The sequence below is a fragment of the Microbacterium sp. ARD32 genome, from assembly GCF_031844385.1.
Taxonomy (GTDB): Bacteria; Actinomycetota; Actinomycetes; order Actinomycetales; family Microbacteriaceae; genus Microbacterium.
Map to the genome: position 1 here is coordinate 1,344,078 of NZ_JAUZVD010000001.1, position 16,866 is coordinate 1,360,943.

Sequence of the window (16,866 nt, forward strand, 5' to 3'; positions counted from 1 at the left end):
GCGCACTGTCTTCCGAGATCACACTGCGTTGAGAACGCGCTATCACGCGCCTCCGGAATGTCGCCTGCGACGGTGCGTAGCTGATTCGGCTGAGCGAGGTGAAGCCGTAACGAGGGTTTGTCAAATGAAGTCGTCACCGGCCGCGTTCCCGCCGCTGACGTCACGATCTGTGGTGCTTCCGATGGTCAGTCAGTGGGTCGCAGGTGAGGCATGACAGCACCCGCGATCTTCTCGGCGATGACGGCGACCGAGTCACGTGAGGTCTCGAAGCCCGCGAGATCGGGAAGAAAGCCACTGTACTCAGCGACGTCGGCGAAGGTCACTCCGTTGAGCACGGGGATCAGCGTCGACTTTCCGAGCAGCACTCGGAGCTCGCGTTCGGTCCAAAATCGACCGGTGAGGTAAGCAGGCGTGAGGAGCACGACGCCGGCGCGGGCCTTGCGTAGGCCCCTGTCCATCTGTAGCGCCTGACTCTGACCGGGGACAATTGCAACTTCGTCGAACCATACGCGGACGCCAAGGCTCTCGAGCTCGTCCTTGAGCTCGGTTGCAACGGCCGAGCCATCGATGCGGGCGTAACTGAGAAAGATGTCACATTCGCGGTCGTCTCGCTCGACAAGCCCATGCTGAACGCGTTCGGCCAATTCCTGCTCCGCAGGTGTATACACAATCCGCGTGGTTGTCGCCGCCGACTGGAGCTTGCGATTCAGCTCACGGGCGGCGCGGTCGGCTTGGCCGGCGACCTGCTGATTGTGGGCGTTGGCCTGGCGGATCTGTTGGTTCACCCGCTGGTTGTGCTGATTGACGCGGTTCACTTCGCGGTTGTACTCGTCGACCCGCCGCTTGTTCTCGCGGTTCACACGGTCGACTTCTCGTTGCAGCTTCTGCTGAGCCGCCCTCATCTTCGCCTGCAACTGCGCAGTATTGATGCTTCTCGCCATGACGATGCCCTCTCGCGTCCGTGTCATGAAGATTAGGCGCGACCACCGACATCGCTGCTCCAGGGCTGGCTGGCGATTTGTGCGCTACTTGGCGAGACAACGACTCAGCTCAACAAAGGGACCCCGTGATCGAGTGGTCACGGGGTTCGTCGCAGTCGACTCGGTGATCGAGGTCAACCGGCGTTCGTAGGCTCGAAACCGCGCGCGTGGACGTACTGACGCCAAAAGCGACGAACGTCGTCCTCGTAGTGGATCACGCCGTGCGCAGGATCGCAGCTCGGCGCACCCACGCAGAGCCCGCGGGTCTTGCCGGCCGCCCAGCGCCGATACCCCGTGACACCTGAGGCCAGAATCGTCTCGAGCTGTTGCTCGGTAAAGCCGAGGGCGCAGGCGGGCTCGGGGAAGGTCACAGTCACATCCTCGCAGGTCGAGTCGAGCATCCCGACTACAGTCGCCTACGCCGAGCGCCGGGCTCCATGAGCGCGGAAGCTCCGGACCGATATCCATCGAAATCTGAATTCGTAAGCCATTCGAGCCGCTTTCCCACAGCATCCAGACACCGTGGAGCGGGGATTGTCATCGCTGGATAGCGCTCGGAAGCGTCACTGGGATAGACCACCCTCGCGGCGTTCCCAGTGATGTTCTCGACCCCAGGTGCCCGTGAGTGACAGGGAGTCAGCCTCAGAAAGATCACGATCGGGTCACGAAAACGGGCGAATATGGCCCACGTGGGGCCCACGCGGAGCGCCTGACGTGCGCTCGAATAGACGAAAACCCCTGATGATCAGGGGTTTTCTGAAGTGCGCGATACTGGGATCGAACCAGTACAGACCGCCGTTTCACTCCCGCAGGATTCCGACGTACTTCCGCGCTATTTCTGGAAACAAGCGGCTCCGTGACACTGTTTCGTGGCCTAAGATGGACACGTTAGGACACACGCTAGGACACGTTAGGACACGGACATGGCCCGTCAGCGGAAGATCATCGACTCGCTCGGTCGCGAGCGGAAGGCCACGCGCCGCACCTGGGGGAAGGTCGAACCTCTCCCGAGCGGGAACTACCGAGCGAGCTACACCGGCCCCGACAAGCAACGGCACTTCGCGCCGATGACGTTCACCGCGATCATCGACGCTGACGCCTGGCTCGCGACTCAGCGCGCGCAGATCGTGGCGGGCACCTGGACCCCCAGCACTGCCCGCGCGGAGGCCGACGCGCAGGCGAACCGCGCGCAGACGTTGGGAGCGTACGCCGCGCAGTGGATCACGACTCGCACGAACAGCCGGGGCGACCACCTGAAGCCGCGCACGAAGGCCGAGTACGAACGGCTCCTGCGCACCCCCGACCGCGCACGCGCAGGCGACGACGGCGGTCCCCTCGCTCCCCTCGTCGCACTCCCCCTCATCGACATCACGCCGGGGCGCGTGCGGAAGTGGCGCGCTGACCTCCTCGCCACGGGGACCAAGACGCAAACCTCCCGCGCATACGGGCTCCTCAACGCGATCATGGGGACCGCCGTCATCGACCGGATCATCGACGCGAACCCCTGCACTGTGAAGGGTGGCCAGAGCACGCACACGGGCCGCAAGGTGGTCCCGCCCACGGATGCAGAGCTGGACACGATCCTGACCAAGATTCCGCCTCGCTATCGCGCCCTCGTCGTGCTGGCCGCGTTCGGCGGACTGCGCTACGGAGAGGCGACCGCACTGCGCGCGAAGGACGTGTCCGTCGAGAAGGATGAAGACGGCGCGGTGACGGCTGTCCGGGTCAACGTTGAGCGCGCAGTCACGCACACGGCAGGCGAAGGATTCGTCGTCGGTTCGACCAAGAGCGAAGCCGGTACGCGCCGTCTGGCGATCTTCGGAATCGACGCCGACATCATCGCGGAGCACGTGCGCGGGCTCATCGGGGACGCTCTTCTGTTCCCTGCGGTGGACGGCGTGAGCTTCCTTGCGCAGAGCGCGTTCTGGCGGCACTGGAACCCCGCCAGGACCGCCGCAGGACGGCCTGACATGCCCTTCCATGCCCTCCGCCACTACGCGGGCACGCGCTATGCCCAGGAGGGCGCGACGCCTCGCGAGACCATGGCTCGGCTCGGTCACTCGTCCATGGGCGCGGCGATGCGGTATCAGCACAGCGGCAACCGGGACGATGAGCTCGCGATGCGGATGGCACGCCGCAAGACATCGGCCTGACACCGAGTCCATCACCGGTCGTCGAAGGGCGTACACTGACCATCAGCGCCCAGCCGATGCTGGGAAGGGCTCAGGTGTGGAGAGCGACCTAACAGCACCATTCGATTCGACCGAATGGTTTCGCCATGTCCACCCCCACCTCCTCGTTCATCACGATCCAGCAGGCCGCTGACGCACTCGCCGTCTCCACCAAGACAATCAGGCGTCGGATCGCAGACGGCACCATCCCGGCTAAGCGGATCGGTTCGCAGATCGTGCGCATCCCCGCCAATGCCCTCGACGGGATCGGTCGCGACCTCGCTGTGAGCCGCCGCGCCTGAAACGACGAAGCCGCCCCTACTGCCAAGCCGGGACGGCTGTCGACTAACGATCATGTCTAGCGTACCTGGCGACGCCGAAGCGCGCCCCGCCCGCACCCCAGAGACTTCCGCAGATAAGGTGCTCGACAGCTTCGCAAATAAGGTGCTGGGCACTTCCTCAGATAACCCCATATCCCCCTGGGATATGGATACCGCTCAGGCCGTGCTCACACGTTACGCGCACGATGCTCTCCCGCCGAGAGGAAGGGGGAAGAACGCACGTCGTCAGCTCGACTTCCCCGAGCCGAAGGCGACGTATCCGCGTGGTCGCATCGACCCCGCGACCGGCGAACGTCGTCGGGGAAGCTACAGCTCCGACGTCTGGGGGTTTCTGGAAACGTGGGGGTTCCGCATCCTGAACGATTTCGATAGTGACGACATCGCCCCTCCGACGCTCGACCTGCTGTCTGAGCTGTTCGCGGATCACGTCACGAGGCACGCGAACACATGGCATCCGTATGACGGTCGCGGCCCGAGGGCGTCGCTTCGGATCGACCAGGCCGAGGATATGGCTGTGAGCGCCGCTGAGCACGTCCTCCGGGACTGGACGCCCGACTACATCAAGCAACAGCGCGAGCGTGGTCACAACGGCGGGAAGGCCGGGAGACCACGCGGGCCGACGAAGAACACCGATGAGAACTATCGCCGTCTCCTCCGGCTCCCCCGAGGACTCACCCGCCAACAACAAGCCAAGCGGCTGAAGGTGAGCACCGGGACCATTGACCGACTGCGCGCACGTCAGCGCAGGGACGACCCGTTCGCAGACCTCCTCTGATCGCCAGCTCGCACACCTTCCTGGCGTTCAACTCGCACACGTTCCTGGCGTTCGACTTGCCCGTGGCGCGTAACGCGATGATTCGGAGAGATCCCGAGTGCGCCTGTGGGTCCGTCAGTCAGGACGCGCGCACCGGGTGCTCTATCGTTTTCGGAAACGAACAACCCTCCAGGGTGCCTGGAATCATCCACCCCCTCCGTGCCAAATCTGTCGAGCGCGAGCGCCGTCACCCCTCCTTATGGAGCTTCAGACCCTTCTCCATTCCGGGTCGAATGAGGCACGGTTCTCCACCTCGTTCGCGAGCACCTGGATCGGGCGGCGACGACGGCTGAGTACCTCCTGTTCGCAGGATGGCAGTTCATTCTGGGCAACGAGGATGGCTTCATTCAGAGCCAAGAGGCTCGCTTGAAGGCCCGCGCTGGTCTCCTTTCGAAGCTCCCGTGCGGCGGTGTCGAGATGTGCGCGAGCCTCTGCACGTCGCTCGTTGGGAGAACCCATCGCGATACTCGCCTACAAACTCTTCGATGGGTCCAGAGTGTCCACGTACAAGTACGTCCACTCGCCCGAAGTGGGTTCGCTGTCCCTTAGATACGTGACCATGCTGACCTCGCGCTCATCGATGCGAGGGAGCTGAATCCTTCTCGGCGCAGATTCGTTCACGTTCTCGTCGGATGAGAGGGGCTCCAGATTGCGGGACTGGCCGTGGAAGGGTCCACCCACGAGCGTCGCCACGATCAGCGGCTCGCCAACGAGACGCTCCTGAGCCTCAATCTCCAAGTCCTCTTCAGGGTCGTATCCGTACGTCCCTCGGAGGCTCTCCAGTCGCTCGATCCGCCCAACTGCGCGGGAGAAGTGATCGGTGAACGTGCGCCGCTCCTCGTCGCTGAGCGCGCCTCCGAGGGTCTGTGCGCGGTCAAGGAGGTCTGCCGCCTCCTGCTGTCGGTGTGTCGCCTCTTCCCCCCAGTCGAGTGGGTGCTCGCGGAGGAGCACGCGGTATGCATCAACCGACTGGTCGATCAGACTGAGCACGATGGCTAGGTTCAGGCTGGTGGCGGACACTTGGATCACCGCCGAGTAAGGAGGCGGACGATCCAGGCCACTGTGTGCCACGCGATCCAGAGCACGAACGTCGGGAGCAGGAGCGCGAGCGCCAGCGCAGAGCTACTTCCCTGACTGGAGCCGGTGCCATCGAACGAATCGAAGTACCGAATCCAGAAGTCCGATCCGCTCATGAGTCCCCTTGGTGCAATGGTCGGAACGGCAGAAGTTTCGGAGTCGGCGAGGATCTCCCCCAGACCACCGTTATGGCTAACCATAATTGTGCTGGTTAGCCATAACAGGACGCAACTGGTGCACGAGTGACGTAGAGGTGTGCCCGACCTTTCACCTGTCGCTGAACCGAACATCTCGGCCCTCCGCATTCATCTCGCCCGCCTACGGCACGAACGCGGCTGGTCCTACGATGAACTCTCCGCTCGATCCGGCGTGGCACGCGCGACCATCGTCGCTCTGGAGTCCGCCAAGCCGGACAAACGCCGGGGCCTGGGACGCCCGGCTACGAGCGGAACGCTCGTCACATGGTGGAGGCTCGCACAGGCGCTTGGCGTCGATCTCGCAGAACTCCTTGAACCGCTATATGCCGACGAACATCCCGCCCCCGGTTCGGATTGAATGGCATCGAGCGCCTGGGGCGGTCATCCTCTCTCGGACAGGTGAGTTGGGTGCTCCAATCAGGCATTCGCTTCGGTGTCGGATTCGTCCAGGTCGCCGTAGCTCTGCTCCTCAAGATTCACCGGTATGAGGATCATGCCGCGCACGTCGCCGCGCGTTCCCTCGTAGTCGAAATCGTCGCGCGAGACGAGATCCAACTGGGGCTGTGGGTTGCCGAGCGACGCGGCAGGATCAGGTGAAAGCGCTTCGATGACGCACTCTCGCGCGGTCACCAAATGAGGCGCGAGGGCTATGCGGACCGCTTCCGCGAGTGTCCGGAGCCTCACCATGTCGTCCTCGGTGAGCACAACGCGGAGGTTCATGGCGAAGACGTCGCGAAGGCTCACTTCTCCGTCATCGGAGATGACCGCGATGGTGAGCGTCTGGTTCAGCGCGTTGACGGAATGCCCGACGTGCTTATCGCGCAAGGCCATGGCCCACGAGTGTAAGGCCCGAGTCTCATCGTCTAGGTCGGACACTAGCTCGGGCGGCATTCGACCACCCGCACCTTGTGCGATTCGCCCGTAGGCGACGACGGCACTCTCCGCCAGGCTCGCCAGCCGGGCGACTTCGGCCAACCCTGATACCCGCTCTTCTTCGAGGAGATCGCATCGAGCGATTGCTAATTGAAGATCAGCGTCGATGCGAGCCAGGAACGCCAACCGCTTGGCTTCCGCGCCGTAGGCGATGACTTGCTTCCCCGCTTGATACTCCGGGCCGAGCATGTTCGTGACCTGGACGTGAACGTCAACCATACGTCGAAACTACAAGCCACCAAGTTCGCACACTTTTCGGAGGGCCGCGTCTGGCTCTGAAAGTCGAGATTTCGACACCGACTCTCCGTCGAAGTCTCGACCCGAAGTCACAAGATGGGCCGGTTCGCGCGACCGCGACGTCCGAGACTCGCATGTAATCCCCTCGCACCATGCTGGCCTCGGATTGGCTCATTGTGGGCATCCATGCCGACCCGTGACCGGTGTGTCGCGCGGCCCGTTCGCGCCGCGTCAGCGCGCGATCTCATCGTTGCGGCCCCAGTCCACCGGCCATTCCTGTCGCGCGGCGTCGATCCAGACGCCGCCATCCCCCGGCCAGGAAGTGGGCACGGCGGGACCTGCGTAAAGGAACTGACTAGTGCGGTCTGTTGCCCCGATGCCGAGAACCCAGCCGCTCGGTAGGACGCGCCAACCTCGCCAGCGGGTCCTGTCTGGCGTGGTCTCGACGATGACGCTGTGGTCATCAGGTAGCTCGTATCTGGAGGTGGGCCGGAGCATATCGTCCGTTCGCTCCGCACCCCAGAAGCGGTTTCCTTGCCGCTCGTACCACCCGGCCTGACACGTGTGAAGCCACTGAAGGGCCTTCTTCGTGCCGTTGAACTCGCGTCGATCTAGCTGAGCGCCGCTTGCGTCCGCACCCGCTACCCCGGCCAATGCGTCGAGGGTCTGCAACTGGTCGCGCTCCCTCGCCACACGACGGTCCAAGTCATCCCGGACGTTGCGCGCATGCTCGACAGCTCCACGGAAGGTGCGGTCTCCGGTGAGTCGCAGATGCGTACCGCTGAATGCCTTTGCGGTCCGAAGGGAGAAGGAAAGCCCCACAAGGATGCCCGCCTTCTCTCGCCAGCTCAGCTCCTTGTTCAGGCGGGAGACGCGGAGGATGATTCCCTCGACAGCCGCTATATAGGCGAAGCCGTAAAGGAACGGGAAGAGCGATAAAGGAAGCCAGACCGCCAAGCAAAGCTGGAGGAAGAGTTCCTTCTGATCGAGCGTGGGCCAGTCACTAATCAGGCGGATGGTGCTCCACGTCATGAGACCGATTCCTACAGCAACGAGGGCGAAGTTGACGCAACCGGACAGCGCCTTCTGACCGGAGCTGGGGTCGGTGCGCTGGACGGCAACTTGCATGAGCACCAGCAGGAGCAATACCACCTGGAGCAGGATTTCGGCCCACAACGGGAACGGTCTCAGATTGACGTAGAAAGCAACGAATGCCGAGAATCCCAGGGCCTCCTTCCCCACGTCTTGCAGGAGAAGACCTCCGGACTTGTTGTTGAGCGCGCGAAACATCAATGGCAGACCAACGACCAGCGCGGTAAGGATGGTGTCCGTCAACAGCGAGAGTTGCCAAAGGCCGAGGGTGTGCGCGCCGAGCACGCATAGGATCACCCAGGCGGTGTAGGCGACCAAAACCCCGATGATCTTGCGGTTCCAAAGCGCCCTGCCGACCCCAGCGAAGCCGCTCCGAAGACCATCGCGAGTGTTCGGGTTGACCAGCCCCACGACAATCAGAGTCGCGAACACAATCGCTGTCGCGATTTCTCGTTCGTTAAGCACCCGGCCTCCCGCCGTTGACCGTAGCAGGACGAACCTGTCCCGATTGGGAGGCGCAAGTTGCTCCGCGATTCGGGATCGCCACTGGCTCCACGCACTATTCAGGGGGTTGACCCTGGCTCCGAAGGTGGAGTTTTGAGCGCCGGTTCCCCCTCCGCGATCTCGACGGTGTAAGCCGCCAGACGGGCCTCTTCGCGCGGTCGTTAGGACACGCCTGGGACACGCGCGGCGATTCGGTGACCCGATGGAAGCAAGAAACCCCCGATCAGTCGGGGGTTTCTGTCTGTGCGCGATACTGGGATCGAACCAGTGACCTCTTCCGTGTCAGGGAAGCGCGCTACCGCTGCGCCAATCGCGCCTAGAAGGCTGTTCAGTTGTGTTGAGAGGTGACGACGGGATTCGAACCCGTGTAAACGGCTTTGCAGGCCGGTGCCTAGCCGCTCGGCCACGTCACCAGAGGTGGATTCGAACCCACATGCCGGTGCCCCGGGCTGGGGCTCCTGCACTCGAGCGGATGACGAGACTCGAACTCGCGACCCTCACCTTGGCAAGGTGATGCGCTACCAACTGCGCTACATCCGCATGCTTGTTCTTCAGTTTTTAATTGTACCCGCAGAGCCGGGCACTCGAGATACATTAGCCCAGGTTCGGAGCTTCACCAAACCGGATCGCGCCATCGGGCGTGTCCATGCACCGGCGATCCGCACGCCACGCCCGGCGTGCCGGCGATGCGGGTGCGACTGCCCGGATCGGGTATGCTTTTCATTCGTGCCGGAGTGCACGAGACAACTACACACGGGCGATTGGCGCAGTTGGTAGCGCGCTTCCTTCACACGGAAGAGGTCGTCGGTTCGAGTCCGGCATCGCCCACGCGGATGTAGCGCAGTTGGTAGCGCATAACCTTGCCAAGGTTAGGGTCGCGAGTTCGAGTCTCGTCATCCGCTCCACAACAGAGGTCCGGGATCGTGCGATCCCGGACCTCTTCGCATGTCCGCGATGCAGGGGCCCGCCGTCGGCCCGATTCGGTCATGCTCTCTCGAGCTCGCTCCGGCGCGTCGACCTGGCTGCCACCGCGGTCGTCGCGCGGATGAAGGCCGTCAGAGCCGGAGACGTGGCATGTGAGGGCCAGGCGAGGATGAGAGTGGTGGGCTCGGCATCCTCCACGGGGACGGCTGCCAGATCATCACGAAGCTGATTGCGGATGGAGGAGGGAAGAACCGCGACCATCCGCCCCAAGGCGATGAGGTGCAGGAGTTGCCCCAGGTCGTGGATCTCGGGTTCGTGAGGGCGGTCCCCCGCCACTCCGGGCCAGCGCGGCAGCGGCTCTTCGGCGAGATCGCTCAGCAGGACGCTGTCACGCCCCGCGAGGCGATGCGATCTCGGCACCACGAGCAACTGGGACTCGGTCAGGAGGTCCTGAGCATCCAGACCTCCGAGGTCGTGGTGGGGACGATGAAGCAGGGCGGCATCTGCGCTGCCCTGCCGCACAAGGATCTCCCGCTCGCCGAAGCTCCACACCAGCTCCACCGGCAGCGCGCTCGGCTCGTCTTGATACGCGTCGAGGATTGCGGGGAGGAGCCCGCCGTCGCCACCCGGCTTGACGACCAGCACCAGGCGCGGGTCATCGCGACCAGCCCGCGTCACTCGACGCACAGTGGCCGCGGTGGCATCGAGCACGGTGCGGCTCTCGCGCAGCAGGACAGCACCTGCCTCGGTCAGCGTGACACCACGAGGGCCGCGTTCCATCAGTAGGACGCCCAGTCGTCGTTCGAGTTGCTGGATGGCTCGGGAGAGCGGTGGCTGGGTCATCCCCAGCCGTGCCGCCGCCCGGCCGAAGTGCAGCTCTTCGGCAACAGCCGTGAAGTACACGAGCTCGCGCACCTCTGGTGTTTCCATACCCCCACGGTATCGCCCGGTGCCCGATCAGTGTTGGATCTCCCGTCGACTCCCGTGCTTGTCTGAACGCATGACAGAAACCACGACCGCCCTGGTCACAGGAGCTAACAAGGGGATCGGGCGCGAGGTCGCAGCCCGACTCGCCGCGCTCGGCACGACCGTCGTGCTGGGCTCGCGCGACCCCCACCGCGGCGCGGCAGCGGCAGCCGAGCTCGGCCCGCAGGTGCATCCGGTCCCTCTGGACGTCACCGACCGCGCCAGCGTGCTCTCCGCCGCGCGCTGGATCGACGAGCACTTCGGCCGGCTCGACATCCTGGTCAACAACGCCGGGACCTCCGTGAGTCTCGCCGCGCAGGCCCCGAGCAGCGTCGGACTGGCGGCTGTGCGCGAGGTGTTCGAGACCAACGTGTTCGGCGTGATCAGCGTGACCACCGCGATGCTGCCGCTGCTGACTCGATCCCCGGCTCCCCGGATCGTCAATGTCAGCAGCGGACTGGGCTCCCTCACCCGGATGACGGATCCCGAGGACTACTTCACGTCTCGTCCGCCGATGGCCGCGTACGTGCCCTCCAAGACCGCATTGAACTCGTTGACCGTGCAGTACGCCAAGGAGCTGCGCGGCCGGAATATCCTGGTGAACGCCGCCGATCCGGGGCCGTCGGCGACCGACTTCACCGCCGAGTTCCCAGGGCTCACCCGCACCGCCGCTGACGGCGCCACCGTGATCGTCCGACTCGCCACACTGCCCGATGACGGACCGACCGGCGGTTTCTTCGACGAGCACGGCCCGGTTCCCTGGTGAACCGCAGAACGGAGCGCGGAGCGGAACCGCGGCACCCGCCGGTGCCGGGTTGTTCACTCGCTGCACGGACGAGGGCCGGGATCACATGATCCCGGACCTCGTCTCATGTCCGCGGCGCGGCGGCCGCTTCACGGACTCAGGCGCGTGCGGCGCCCGCCCGCCGGGTCTGCTCGGGCTGCGTCTTCGAGAAGATCACGACGAGGATGACGGCGGCGCCGACGACCACGTGCGGCAGCCAGACGTTCCCAGACTCGCCCGCGAAGCCGAAGATCCACGGAGAGAGCGCGAGGAAGAGGCTGGCCACGATGTCGAACGCGAGATGCACGGGCATCGGGATCAACCCGAACGGACCCCACTCGTACTTCGTGAACAGGCTGTAGACGATCAGACCGACACCGAGGACGATCGGGATGACGACAGCGGCTCCGCCGACGTTCGCAAAGCCGAACAGCCAGGGTGCCGCGACCAGCGCCACGCCGACGACGTAGTCGAGGATGCCGTGGACCTTGGTGGGGATGAAACGCATGATTCCTCCTTCGTTCCGCCGCAGAATGCGGCTCACTGCGAGTTCGGAGGCCTCGAGGAATCGGATTGCGGTTGCTGCGCCGCGCGCTCAGCCGCGCGCCCACCCGTAGCGCCGGATCAGCGCCTGCACGACCCGGTCGTAGCGCTTGCGGTCGAGCACGGCGGCCTCGCGCCGCATGCCCTCGTCGTGCACGCTGTACAGCTGCTCGATGTCCACCCACGACTCACGGCCGCGCGAGTCCCAGCCTCCCGAGCCGATCGAGAGGAAGTCCCGATCTCGGTCGTGAGCCTTGCTGGTCATCCGCACGGCGAAGACCCGGTCGCCGGACTGCCGCCCGATCACCAGCACGGGCCGGTCCTTGCCTCGTCCGTCGTCCTCCTCGTACGGCACCCAGGTCCAGATCACCTCACCGGAGTCCGGCCGCCCGTTGTGCGATGGCGAATAGCCCACAGTCACATCGGGCATCCGCTCCGGATGGACCTGGATCGTCTCGGATCCCGCGAGCCGCCCCGGGCTCAGCTCGTCCTCGCGCCTCCGGCCGCGCGACGACGCTGTGCCCCGGCCGTCGGGCCGGAGCACAGCGTTCGGGTGCGGCGAAGGCGCGGATGCGCGCCGGTTCGGCTTGGTCAGCATCCTTCCGACGATGCCCGCAAGGGTGGAGAGGATGCGCCGGGTCGAGCTCATCCCCTCACCCTAACCGGCGCTCACTCGACCAGTGCGTAGCCCTCCTCGCCGTGCACGAAGGTGTCCACTCCGGCGACCTCGGCCTCCTTCGTCACCCGGAAGCCGATCGTCTTCTCGATCACGAAGCCGATCGCGAACGACACCACGAAGGCGTAGGCCAGCACTCCCCCGCTGGCGATCAGCTGCACGATCAGCAGCCGCAGGTCGCCGCCCGCGAACAGTCCCTGCCCGGTGGCGAAGAAGCCCAGGTACACGGTCCCCAGCACGCCGCCCACCAGGTGCAGCCCCACCACGTCGAGCGAGTCGTCGAAGCCCAGCCGGTACTTCAGCTCCACCGCCAGCGCACACGCGATGCCCGACAGTGCGCCCAGCAGCAGCGACCAGCCCGGCGTGAGATTCGCGCACGCCGGCGTGATGGCCACCAGCCCCGCCACCAGGCCCGACACTGCACCGACCGACGTCGGCTTGCCGCCGCGGATCCGCTCGATCAGGATCCAGCCCAGGATGCCCGCCGCCGACGCTCCCAGCGTGTTCACCACGATCAGGCCGGCGTTCCCCATGTCGGGCGAGAGCCACTCCGCTCCGGTGTTGAATCCGATCCATCCGAACCACAGCAGCGCCGCACCCAGCAGCGTCAGCGGCACGTTGTGCGGCTTCTGGATGCCCTTCTGGAACCCGATGCGCTTGCCCAGCACGATCGCCAGCGCCAGCGCGGCTGCGCCCGCGTTGATGTGCACGGCGGTGCCGCCGGCGTAGTCGATCACCGCGATCCCGCTCGACTCGCCGAACAGCGCGGTGCCCAGGTTCATGATCCAGCCGCCGCCCCACACCCACGCGGCGATCGGGAAGTAGCCGATCGTGCCGAACACGCCGACGAAGATCAGCCACGGTCCGAAGCGCGCGCGATCGGCGATCGCACCCGAGATCAGAGCCACCGTGATGATCGCGAAGGTCGCACCGTACGCGACGCTCAGCAGTGCGGTGTTCGCGCCCTCGCCCGATGCCGCGGCCACCAGGCCGAAGTCGCCGAACGGATCGCCGGCGAAATGAGCAGGGTCGGCGACACTGCTCATCGAGTAGCCGTAGAGCACCCAGAGCACCGCGATCAGCCCGATCGCGCCGAAGCTCATCATCATCATGCTGATCACGCTCTTGGCCTTCACCAGGCCGCCGTAGAAGAACGCGACCCCGGGCGTCATCAGCAGCACGAGTGCTGTCGCGGTGACCGCCCAGGCGATGTTGCCGGTGGATTCCATCTCGAACCTCTTCCCTCGAACTCGATTGGACGCCAGTCTGCGGGCGGTGTGTTTCCGCAGTGCGCGCGTCGTGTTGCGAGCGTGTTACAGCAGATGCCGTGATGTGACGATCCGGTTACGCGGGCGGATTCCGGTATTCTCGAACGCAACTCCCGCCGATCCGCGCGGGCACGAAGAGGAGTCTCGCGTGATCGATCTCGAACAAGTCAACGGCGACTGGGAGTTCGACCCGGCCCACACCCGGATCGGATTCTCCGCCAAGCACGCCATGGTCACCACCGTCCGCGGTGCCTTCAACGAGGTCAGCGGCCACCTGCACGTGGACACCGAGCGCCCGGAGAGCTCCTGGGCCAGGGTGACCATGCAGACCGCCAGCATCGACACCCGCGTCGCGCAGCGCGACGACCACCTGCGCAGCGCGGACTTCTTCGACGCTGAGAAGTGGCCCGAGATCACCTTCGTCAGCACGCACATCGAAGAAGTCGACGATCGCGCCTTCAGCGTCACCGGCGACCTGACGATACGCGATGTGACCAAGCAGGTGATGATCCCCCTGGCGCTGATCGGAATCGAGACGGGCGCTGCGGGCGAGCTGCGAGCCGGCTTCGAGGGCACCCGCCGCCTGAACCGCCGCGACTTCGGCCTGGAGTGGAACACCCCGCTCGACTCCGGCGGCGTGCTCGTCTCAGAGCGGATCACCCTCGAGTTCGAGATCTCCGCGGTGAAATCGGCATCGCCCGAAGGCGGCGACTCCGACGAGTGACCCGGCGCGGCTACGCCGCGTCGGCGCTGTCGTGCACCGCGTGGGTCAGCGCGTTCAGCCGCGAGATCGCCCGCAGGTACTTCTTGCGATAGCCGCCGCCGAGCATCTCGGCGGCGAACACGGCATCCAGTGACGCGCCTGTCGCGGCGACCGGCAGCTGCGCGTCGTACGCGCGGTCCACGAAGGCGACGAACCGCAGTGCCTCCGATTGATCGGTCAGCACCTGCACGTCGCGCAGCCCGACCAGGTCGACTCCGTCGATGAGGCGGATGTACCGCGAGGGATGCACCTGCGCCAGGTGCCGGATGACCTCGGCGAACGCGTCATCGGAGGCGACTCCGCGCGAGGCCGCGTCGGCCACGACCGCGGTGTACTCCGCATCGTCGAGCACGACCGCGCTCCCGTCGATCGCACGCTGCCGGTAGTCGACGCCGTCGATGCGCAGGGTCTCGAAGCTGTCCGACATCGCGTGGATCTCGCGCAGGAAGTCCTGCGCGGCGAACCTGCCCTCACCGAGCGCGTTCGGCGGGGTGTTCGAGGTGGCGGCGAGTTTGGTCCCCGACGCGACCAGCTCGCCCAGCAGCCGGGTCATCACCATCGTGTCGCCGGGGTCGTCGAGCTCGAACTCGTCGATGCACAGCAGGTCGGCCCCGCGCAGCAGGTCGACGGTGTTGCGATAGCCGAGTGCGCCGACGAGCGCGGTGTACTCGATGAACGATCCGAAGTACTTCCGGCGGGAGGGAAGGGCGTGGTAGACGGCGGCCAGCAGGTGCGTCTTGCCGACGCCGAAGCCGCCGTCCAGATACACGCCCGGCTTCGCGGGCGCCTGCTTGGGCGCGCGCCGGAACAGCCCGCCCCGCTTCACCGGCGCGCCGCCAGCGACGAACTGCTGCAGCTTCTCCTTGGCGGCCTCCTGCGAGGGATACGCGGGATCCGCGCGGTAGCTGTCGAAGGTCGCAGTATCGAACTGCGGCGGCGGGACCAGGCTGGCGAGCATCTCGGGCCCGGTGACGACCGGGGCGCGTTCGGTGAGGTGCACGACTCCGGTGCTCGTCTGCTGGGTCATCACGTTCCTGGTGTCAGAGGTTCCTGGTGTCAGAAGTCATAGTCTTACGATCCGGATGCGGGCGCGCCCGAAGGGATCTATCGTCAGAGGGACGGCTCAACCTTACGCCGTCGTCCCACCCGGCCCGCATCCTGAAGCGACTGGCGCAGCCGTGCACCGTCGGCCGCCAGCGTCCGCCACCCAACCCAGAGGAGCACACCGTGACCGTCGAGCACGACAACTCATCCGCCAAGTTCGCCGAGTACGCCGCACCCGGCCGGCTCGTCACCACCGAATGGCTGGCCGCCAACCTCGGCGCGCCCGGTCTGGTCGTCGTCGAATCCGATGAGGACGTGCTGCTCTACGAGACCGGGCACATCCCCGGCGCCGTGAAGGTCGACTGGCACACCGAGCTCAACGACCCCGTCGTGCGCGACTACGTCGACGGCGAGGGCTTCTCCGAGCTGCTCAGCCGCAAGGGCATCTCCCGTGACGACACCGTCGTCATCTACGGCGACAAGAACAACTGGTGGGCTGCATACGCACTCTGGGTGTTCTCGCTGTTCGGACACGAGGACGTGCGCCTGCTGGACGGCGGCCGCGACAAGTGGATCGCCGAGGGTCGCGACCTCACCACCGAGAAGACGGTGCGCCCGGCGACCGAGTACCCCGTCGTGGAGCGCGACGACTCCAGGCTGCGCGCCTACAAGGAGGACGTGCTGGAGTTCATCGGCCAGGGTCCGCTCATCGACGTGCGCTCCCCCGAGGAGTACTCCGGTGAGCGCACGCACATGCCCGCCTACCCCGACGAGAGCTCGCTGCGCGGCGGACACATCCCCACCGCGCAGAGCGTGCCGTGGAGCAGGGCCGTGGCCGAGGACGGCGGTTTCAAGACGCGCGCCGAGCTCGAGGCGATCTACCAGGACGGGGCCGGGCTCAAGGAGGGCGACGACGTGATCGCCTACTGCCGTATCGGAGAGCGCTCCAGCCACACGTGGTTCGTGCTGCAGCACCTTCTCGGCTTCGAGAACGTGCGCAACTACGACGGCTCCTGGACGGAGTGGGGCAGCGCGGTGCGCGTCCCGATCGTGGCCGGAACGGAGCCCGGCTCGCTGTGAGCGTGGGACAATCGCAGGGTGACTGACACGCATCTTCCCGCTCGTCTCGCCGCGGTTCGCGAGGAGTTCCTGGAGCTCCCGCAGGAGGACCGCCTCGAACTGCTGCTGGAGTACTCCGCCGAGCTCCCGGCCGTCCCCGACCGTCTTTCGGATCGCGTGGACATGTACGAGCGGGTGGCGGAGTGCCAGTCCCCCGTCTTCATCAACGTCGAGGTCACCGACGGCATCGTCGCCATGCACGCGACGGCGCCGCCGGAGGCCCCGACGACCCGTGGTTTCGCGAGCATCCTCGTGCAGGGGCTGACCGGCCTCACCGCCGAGGAGGTGCTCGCGATCCCCGGCGACTACCCCCAGACGATCGGACTGACGAAGTCGGTCTCGCCGCTGCGCATCGCCGGAATGACCGGGATGCTGATGCGCGCCAAGCGCCAGGTGGCCGCGAAGCGCTGATCCGCGCACGGAGTCAGGACAC

The 16,866-nt window shown here is 65.7% G+C and carries 17 protein-coding genes and 5 tRNA genes; 9 read left to right on the forward strand and 13 right to left on the reverse strand.

The features are described 5' to 3' along the window. Nucleotides 1–185 precede the first annotated feature (185 nt). On the reverse strand, nucleotides 186–941 hold the full coding sequence (locus Q9R19_RS06350) for a toll/interleukin-1 receptor domain-containing protein (RefSeq protein ID WP_311255477.1): 756 nt from the start codon (nucleotides 939–941) through the stop codon (nucleotides 186–188). Nucleotides 942–1,114: 173 nt separating this feature from the next. Next, nucleotides 1,115–1,351, reverse strand: a complete 237-nt coding sequence (locus Q9R19_RS06355) for a hypothetical protein (RefSeq protein WP_311255478.1) — start codon at nucleotides 1,349–1,351, stop codon at nucleotides 1,115–1,117. Nucleotides 1,352–1,903: 552 nt separating this feature from the next. Here Q9R19_RS06355 and Q9R19_RS06360 point away from each other — a divergent pair. From Q9R19_RS06360 to Q9R19_RS06370, 3 genes are all read left to right on the forward strand, one after another. Continuing rightward, nucleotides 1,904–3,133, forward strand: a complete 1,230-nt coding sequence (locus Q9R19_RS06360; RefSeq protein ID WP_311255479.1) for a tyrosine-type recombinase/integrase — start codon at nucleotides 1,904–1,906, stop codon at nucleotides 3,131–3,133. Nucleotides 3,134–3,258: 125 nt separating this feature from the next. Then, nucleotides 3,259–3,453, forward strand: a complete 195-nt coding sequence (locus Q9R19_RS06365) for an excisionase family DNA-binding protein (protein ID WP_311255480.1) — start codon at nucleotides 3,259–3,261, stop codon at nucleotides 3,451–3,453. Nucleotides 3,454–3,505: 52 nt separating this feature from the next. Next, nucleotides 3,506–4,267, forward strand: a complete 762-nt coding sequence (locus Q9R19_RS06370) for a hypothetical protein (RefSeq protein ID WP_311255481.1) — start codon at nucleotides 3,506–3,508, stop codon at nucleotides 4,265–4,267. A 510-nt stretch (nucleotides 4,268–4,777) separates the two neighbouring features. Here Q9R19_RS06370 and Q9R19_RS06375 read toward each other — a convergent pair. From Q9R19_RS06375 to Q9R19_RS06400, 6 genes are all read right to left on the reverse strand, one after another. After that, nucleotides 4,778–5,326 (reverse strand): hypothetical protein, encoded by a 549-nt coding sequence (locus tag Q9R19_RS06375; protein WP_311255482.1) that lies wholly within the window; start codon nucleotides 5,324–5,326, stop codon nucleotides 4,778–4,780. 671 nt (nucleotides 5,327–5,997) lie between these two features. Beyond that, nucleotides 5,998–6,732, reverse strand: a complete 735-nt coding sequence (locus Q9R19_RS06380) for a hypothetical protein (protein WP_311255483.1) — start codon at nucleotides 6,730–6,732, stop codon at nucleotides 5,998–6,000. A gap of 249 nt (nucleotides 6,733–6,981) precedes the next feature. Next, nucleotides 6,982–8,307 (reverse strand): hypothetical protein, encoded by a 1,326-nt coding sequence (locus Q9R19_RS06385; RefSeq protein ID WP_311255484.1) that lies wholly within the window; start codon nucleotides 8,305–8,307, stop codon nucleotides 6,982–6,984. Between the two features lie 283 nt (nucleotides 8,308–8,590). Then, nucleotides 8,591–8,662: transfer RNA gene (locus tag Q9R19_RS06390), tRNA-Val, on the reverse strand. A 26-nt stretch (nucleotides 8,663–8,688) separates the two neighbouring features. Then, nucleotides 8,689–8,759, reverse strand: a tRNA-Cys gene (locus Q9R19_RS06395). 54 nt (nucleotides 8,760–8,813) lie between these two features. Next, a tRNA-Gly gene (locus tag Q9R19_RS06400) sits at nucleotides 8,814–8,886 on the reverse strand. 215 nt (nucleotides 8,887–9,101) lie between these two features. On the opposite strand from Q9R19_RS06400, the gene Q9R19_RS06405 reads away from it, so the two are divergent. Both Q9R19_RS06405 and Q9R19_RS06410 read left to right on the forward strand, forming a co-directional pair. After that, nucleotides 9,102–9,174, forward strand: a tRNA-Val gene (locus tag Q9R19_RS06405). Between the two features lies 1 nt (nucleotide 9,175). Continuing rightward, nucleotides 9,176–9,251: transfer RNA gene (locus Q9R19_RS06410), tRNA-Gly, on the forward strand. A 79-nt stretch (nucleotides 9,252–9,330) separates the two neighbouring features. On the opposite strand, the gene Q9R19_RS06415 is transcribed toward Q9R19_RS06410, so the two are convergent. Further along, complete coding sequence (locus tag Q9R19_RS06415; RefSeq protein WP_311255485.1) at nucleotides 9,331–10,200, reverse strand: LysR family transcriptional regulator; 870 nt, start codon at nucleotides 10,198–10,200, stop codon at nucleotides 9,331–9,333. Between the two features lie 70 nt (nucleotides 10,201–10,270). On the opposite strand from Q9R19_RS06415, the gene Q9R19_RS06420 reads away from it, so the two are divergent. Beyond that, the gene (locus tag Q9R19_RS06420; RefSeq protein ID WP_311255486.1) at nucleotides 10,271–11,002 is read left to right on the forward strand and encodes an SDR family oxidoreductase; all 732 of its coding nucleotides are present in this window, start codon (nucleotides 10,271–10,273) and stop codon (nucleotides 11,000–11,002) included. Between the two features lie 136 nt (nucleotides 11,003–11,138). Here Q9R19_RS06420 and Q9R19_RS06425 read toward each other — a convergent pair whose 3' ends face one another. The 3 genes from Q9R19_RS06425 to Q9R19_RS06435 all read right to left on the reverse strand — a co-directional run bounded on the left by Q9R19_RS06425 (nucleotide 11,139) and on the right by Q9R19_RS06435 (nucleotide 13,468). Further along, entirely contained in the window at nucleotides 11,139–11,528 is a 390-nt protein-coding gene (locus Q9R19_RS06425; RefSeq protein WP_311255487.1) for an SPW repeat protein, read from the reverse strand. 87 nt (nucleotides 11,529–11,615) lie between these two features. After that, complete coding sequence (locus Q9R19_RS06430; RefSeq protein ID WP_311255488.1) at nucleotides 11,616–12,212, reverse strand: type II toxin-antitoxin system PemK/MazF family toxin; 597 nt, start codon at nucleotides 12,210–12,212, stop codon at nucleotides 11,616–11,618. 20 nt (nucleotides 12,213–12,232) lie between these two features. Then, nucleotides 12,233–13,468, reverse strand: coding sequence for an ammonium transporter (locus Q9R19_RS06435; protein ID WP_311255489.1), 1,236 nt, complete (start codon nucleotides 13,466–13,468; stop codon nucleotides 12,233–12,235). 187 nt (nucleotides 13,469–13,655) lie between these two features. Here Q9R19_RS06435 and Q9R19_RS06440 point away from each other — a divergent pair, with 187 nt between their 5' ends. Continuing rightward, on the forward strand, nucleotides 13,656–14,231 hold the full coding sequence (locus tag Q9R19_RS06440; RefSeq protein WP_311255490.1) for a YceI family protein: 576 nt from the start codon (nucleotides 13,656–13,658) through the stop codon (nucleotides 14,229–14,231). Nucleotides 14,232–14,241: 10 nt separating this feature from the next. Here Q9R19_RS06440 and zapE read toward each other — a convergent pair whose 3' ends face one another. Continuing rightward, a complete protein-coding gene (gene zapE / locus Q9R19_RS06445) occupies nucleotides 14,242–15,297 on the reverse strand; it encodes a cell division protein ZapE (protein ID WP_311255491.1) in 1,056 nt (351 codons plus the stop codon). 200 nt (nucleotides 15,298–15,497) lie between these two features. On the opposite strand from zapE, the gene Q9R19_RS06450 reads away from it, so the two are divergent. Continuing rightward, nucleotides 15,498–16,394 carry a sulfurtransferase gene (locus Q9R19_RS06450; protein ID WP_311255492.1) on the forward strand — a complete coding sequence of 299 codons (897 nt, stop codon included), beginning with the start codon at nucleotides 15,498–15,500 and terminating at the stop codon, nucleotides 16,392–16,394. Between the two features lie 18 nt (nucleotides 16,395–16,412). Next, entirely contained in the window at nucleotides 16,413–16,844 is a 432-nt protein-coding gene (locus Q9R19_RS06455; RefSeq protein WP_311255493.1) for a SufE family protein, read from the forward strand. The last annotated feature ends 22 nt before the right edge of the window (nucleotides 16,845–16,866 follow it).

What these genes read in the sequence shown, in the direction of transcription:
- Q9R19_RS06350 (WP_311255477.1), bottom strand. Translation starts at nt 941, where the DNA reads ATGGCGAGAAGCATCAATACTGCGCAGTTGCAGGCGAAGATGAGGGCG.
- Q9R19_RS06360 (WP_311255479.1), top strand. Translation starts at nt 1,904, where the DNA reads ATGGCCCGTCAGCGGAAGATCATCGACTCGCTCGGTCGCGAGCGGAAG.
- Q9R19_RS06365 (WP_311255480.1), top strand. Translation starts at nt 3,259, where the DNA reads ATGTCCACCCCCACCTCCTCGTTCATCACGATCCAGCAGGCCGCTGAC.
- Q9R19_RS06370 (WP_311255481.1), top strand. Translation starts at nt 3,506, where the DNA reads ATGTCTAGCGTACCTGGCGACGCCGAAGCGCGCCCCGCCCGCACCCCA.
- Q9R19_RS06380 (WP_311255483.1), bottom strand. Translation starts at nt 6,732, where the DNA reads ATGGTTGACGTTCACGTCCAGGTCACGAACATGCTCGGCCCGGAGTAT.
- Q9R19_RS06415 (WP_311255485.1), bottom strand. Translation starts at nt 10,200, where the DNA reads ATGGAAACACCAGAGGTGCGCGAGCTCGTGTACTTCACGGCTGTTGCC.
- Q9R19_RS06420 (WP_311255486.1), top strand. Translation starts at nt 10,271, where the DNA reads ATGACAGAAACCACGACCGCCCTGGTCACAGGAGCTAACAAGGGGATC.
- Q9R19_RS06425 (WP_311255487.1), bottom strand. Translation starts at nt 11,528, where the DNA reads ATGCGTTTCATCCCCACCAAGGTCCACGGCATCCTCGACTACGTCGTC.
- Q9R19_RS06430 (WP_311255488.1), bottom strand. Translation starts at nt 12,212, where the DNA reads ATGAGCTCGACCCGGCGCATCCTCTCCACCCTTGCGGGCATCGTCGGA.
- Q9R19_RS06435 (WP_311255489.1), bottom strand. Translation starts at nt 13,468, where the DNA reads ATGGAATCCACCGGCAACATCGCCTGGGCGGTCACCGCGACAGCACTC.
- zapE (WP_311255491.1), bottom strand. Translation starts at nt 15,297, where the DNA reads ATGACCCAGCAGACGAGCACCGGAGTCGTGCACCTCACCGAACGCGCC.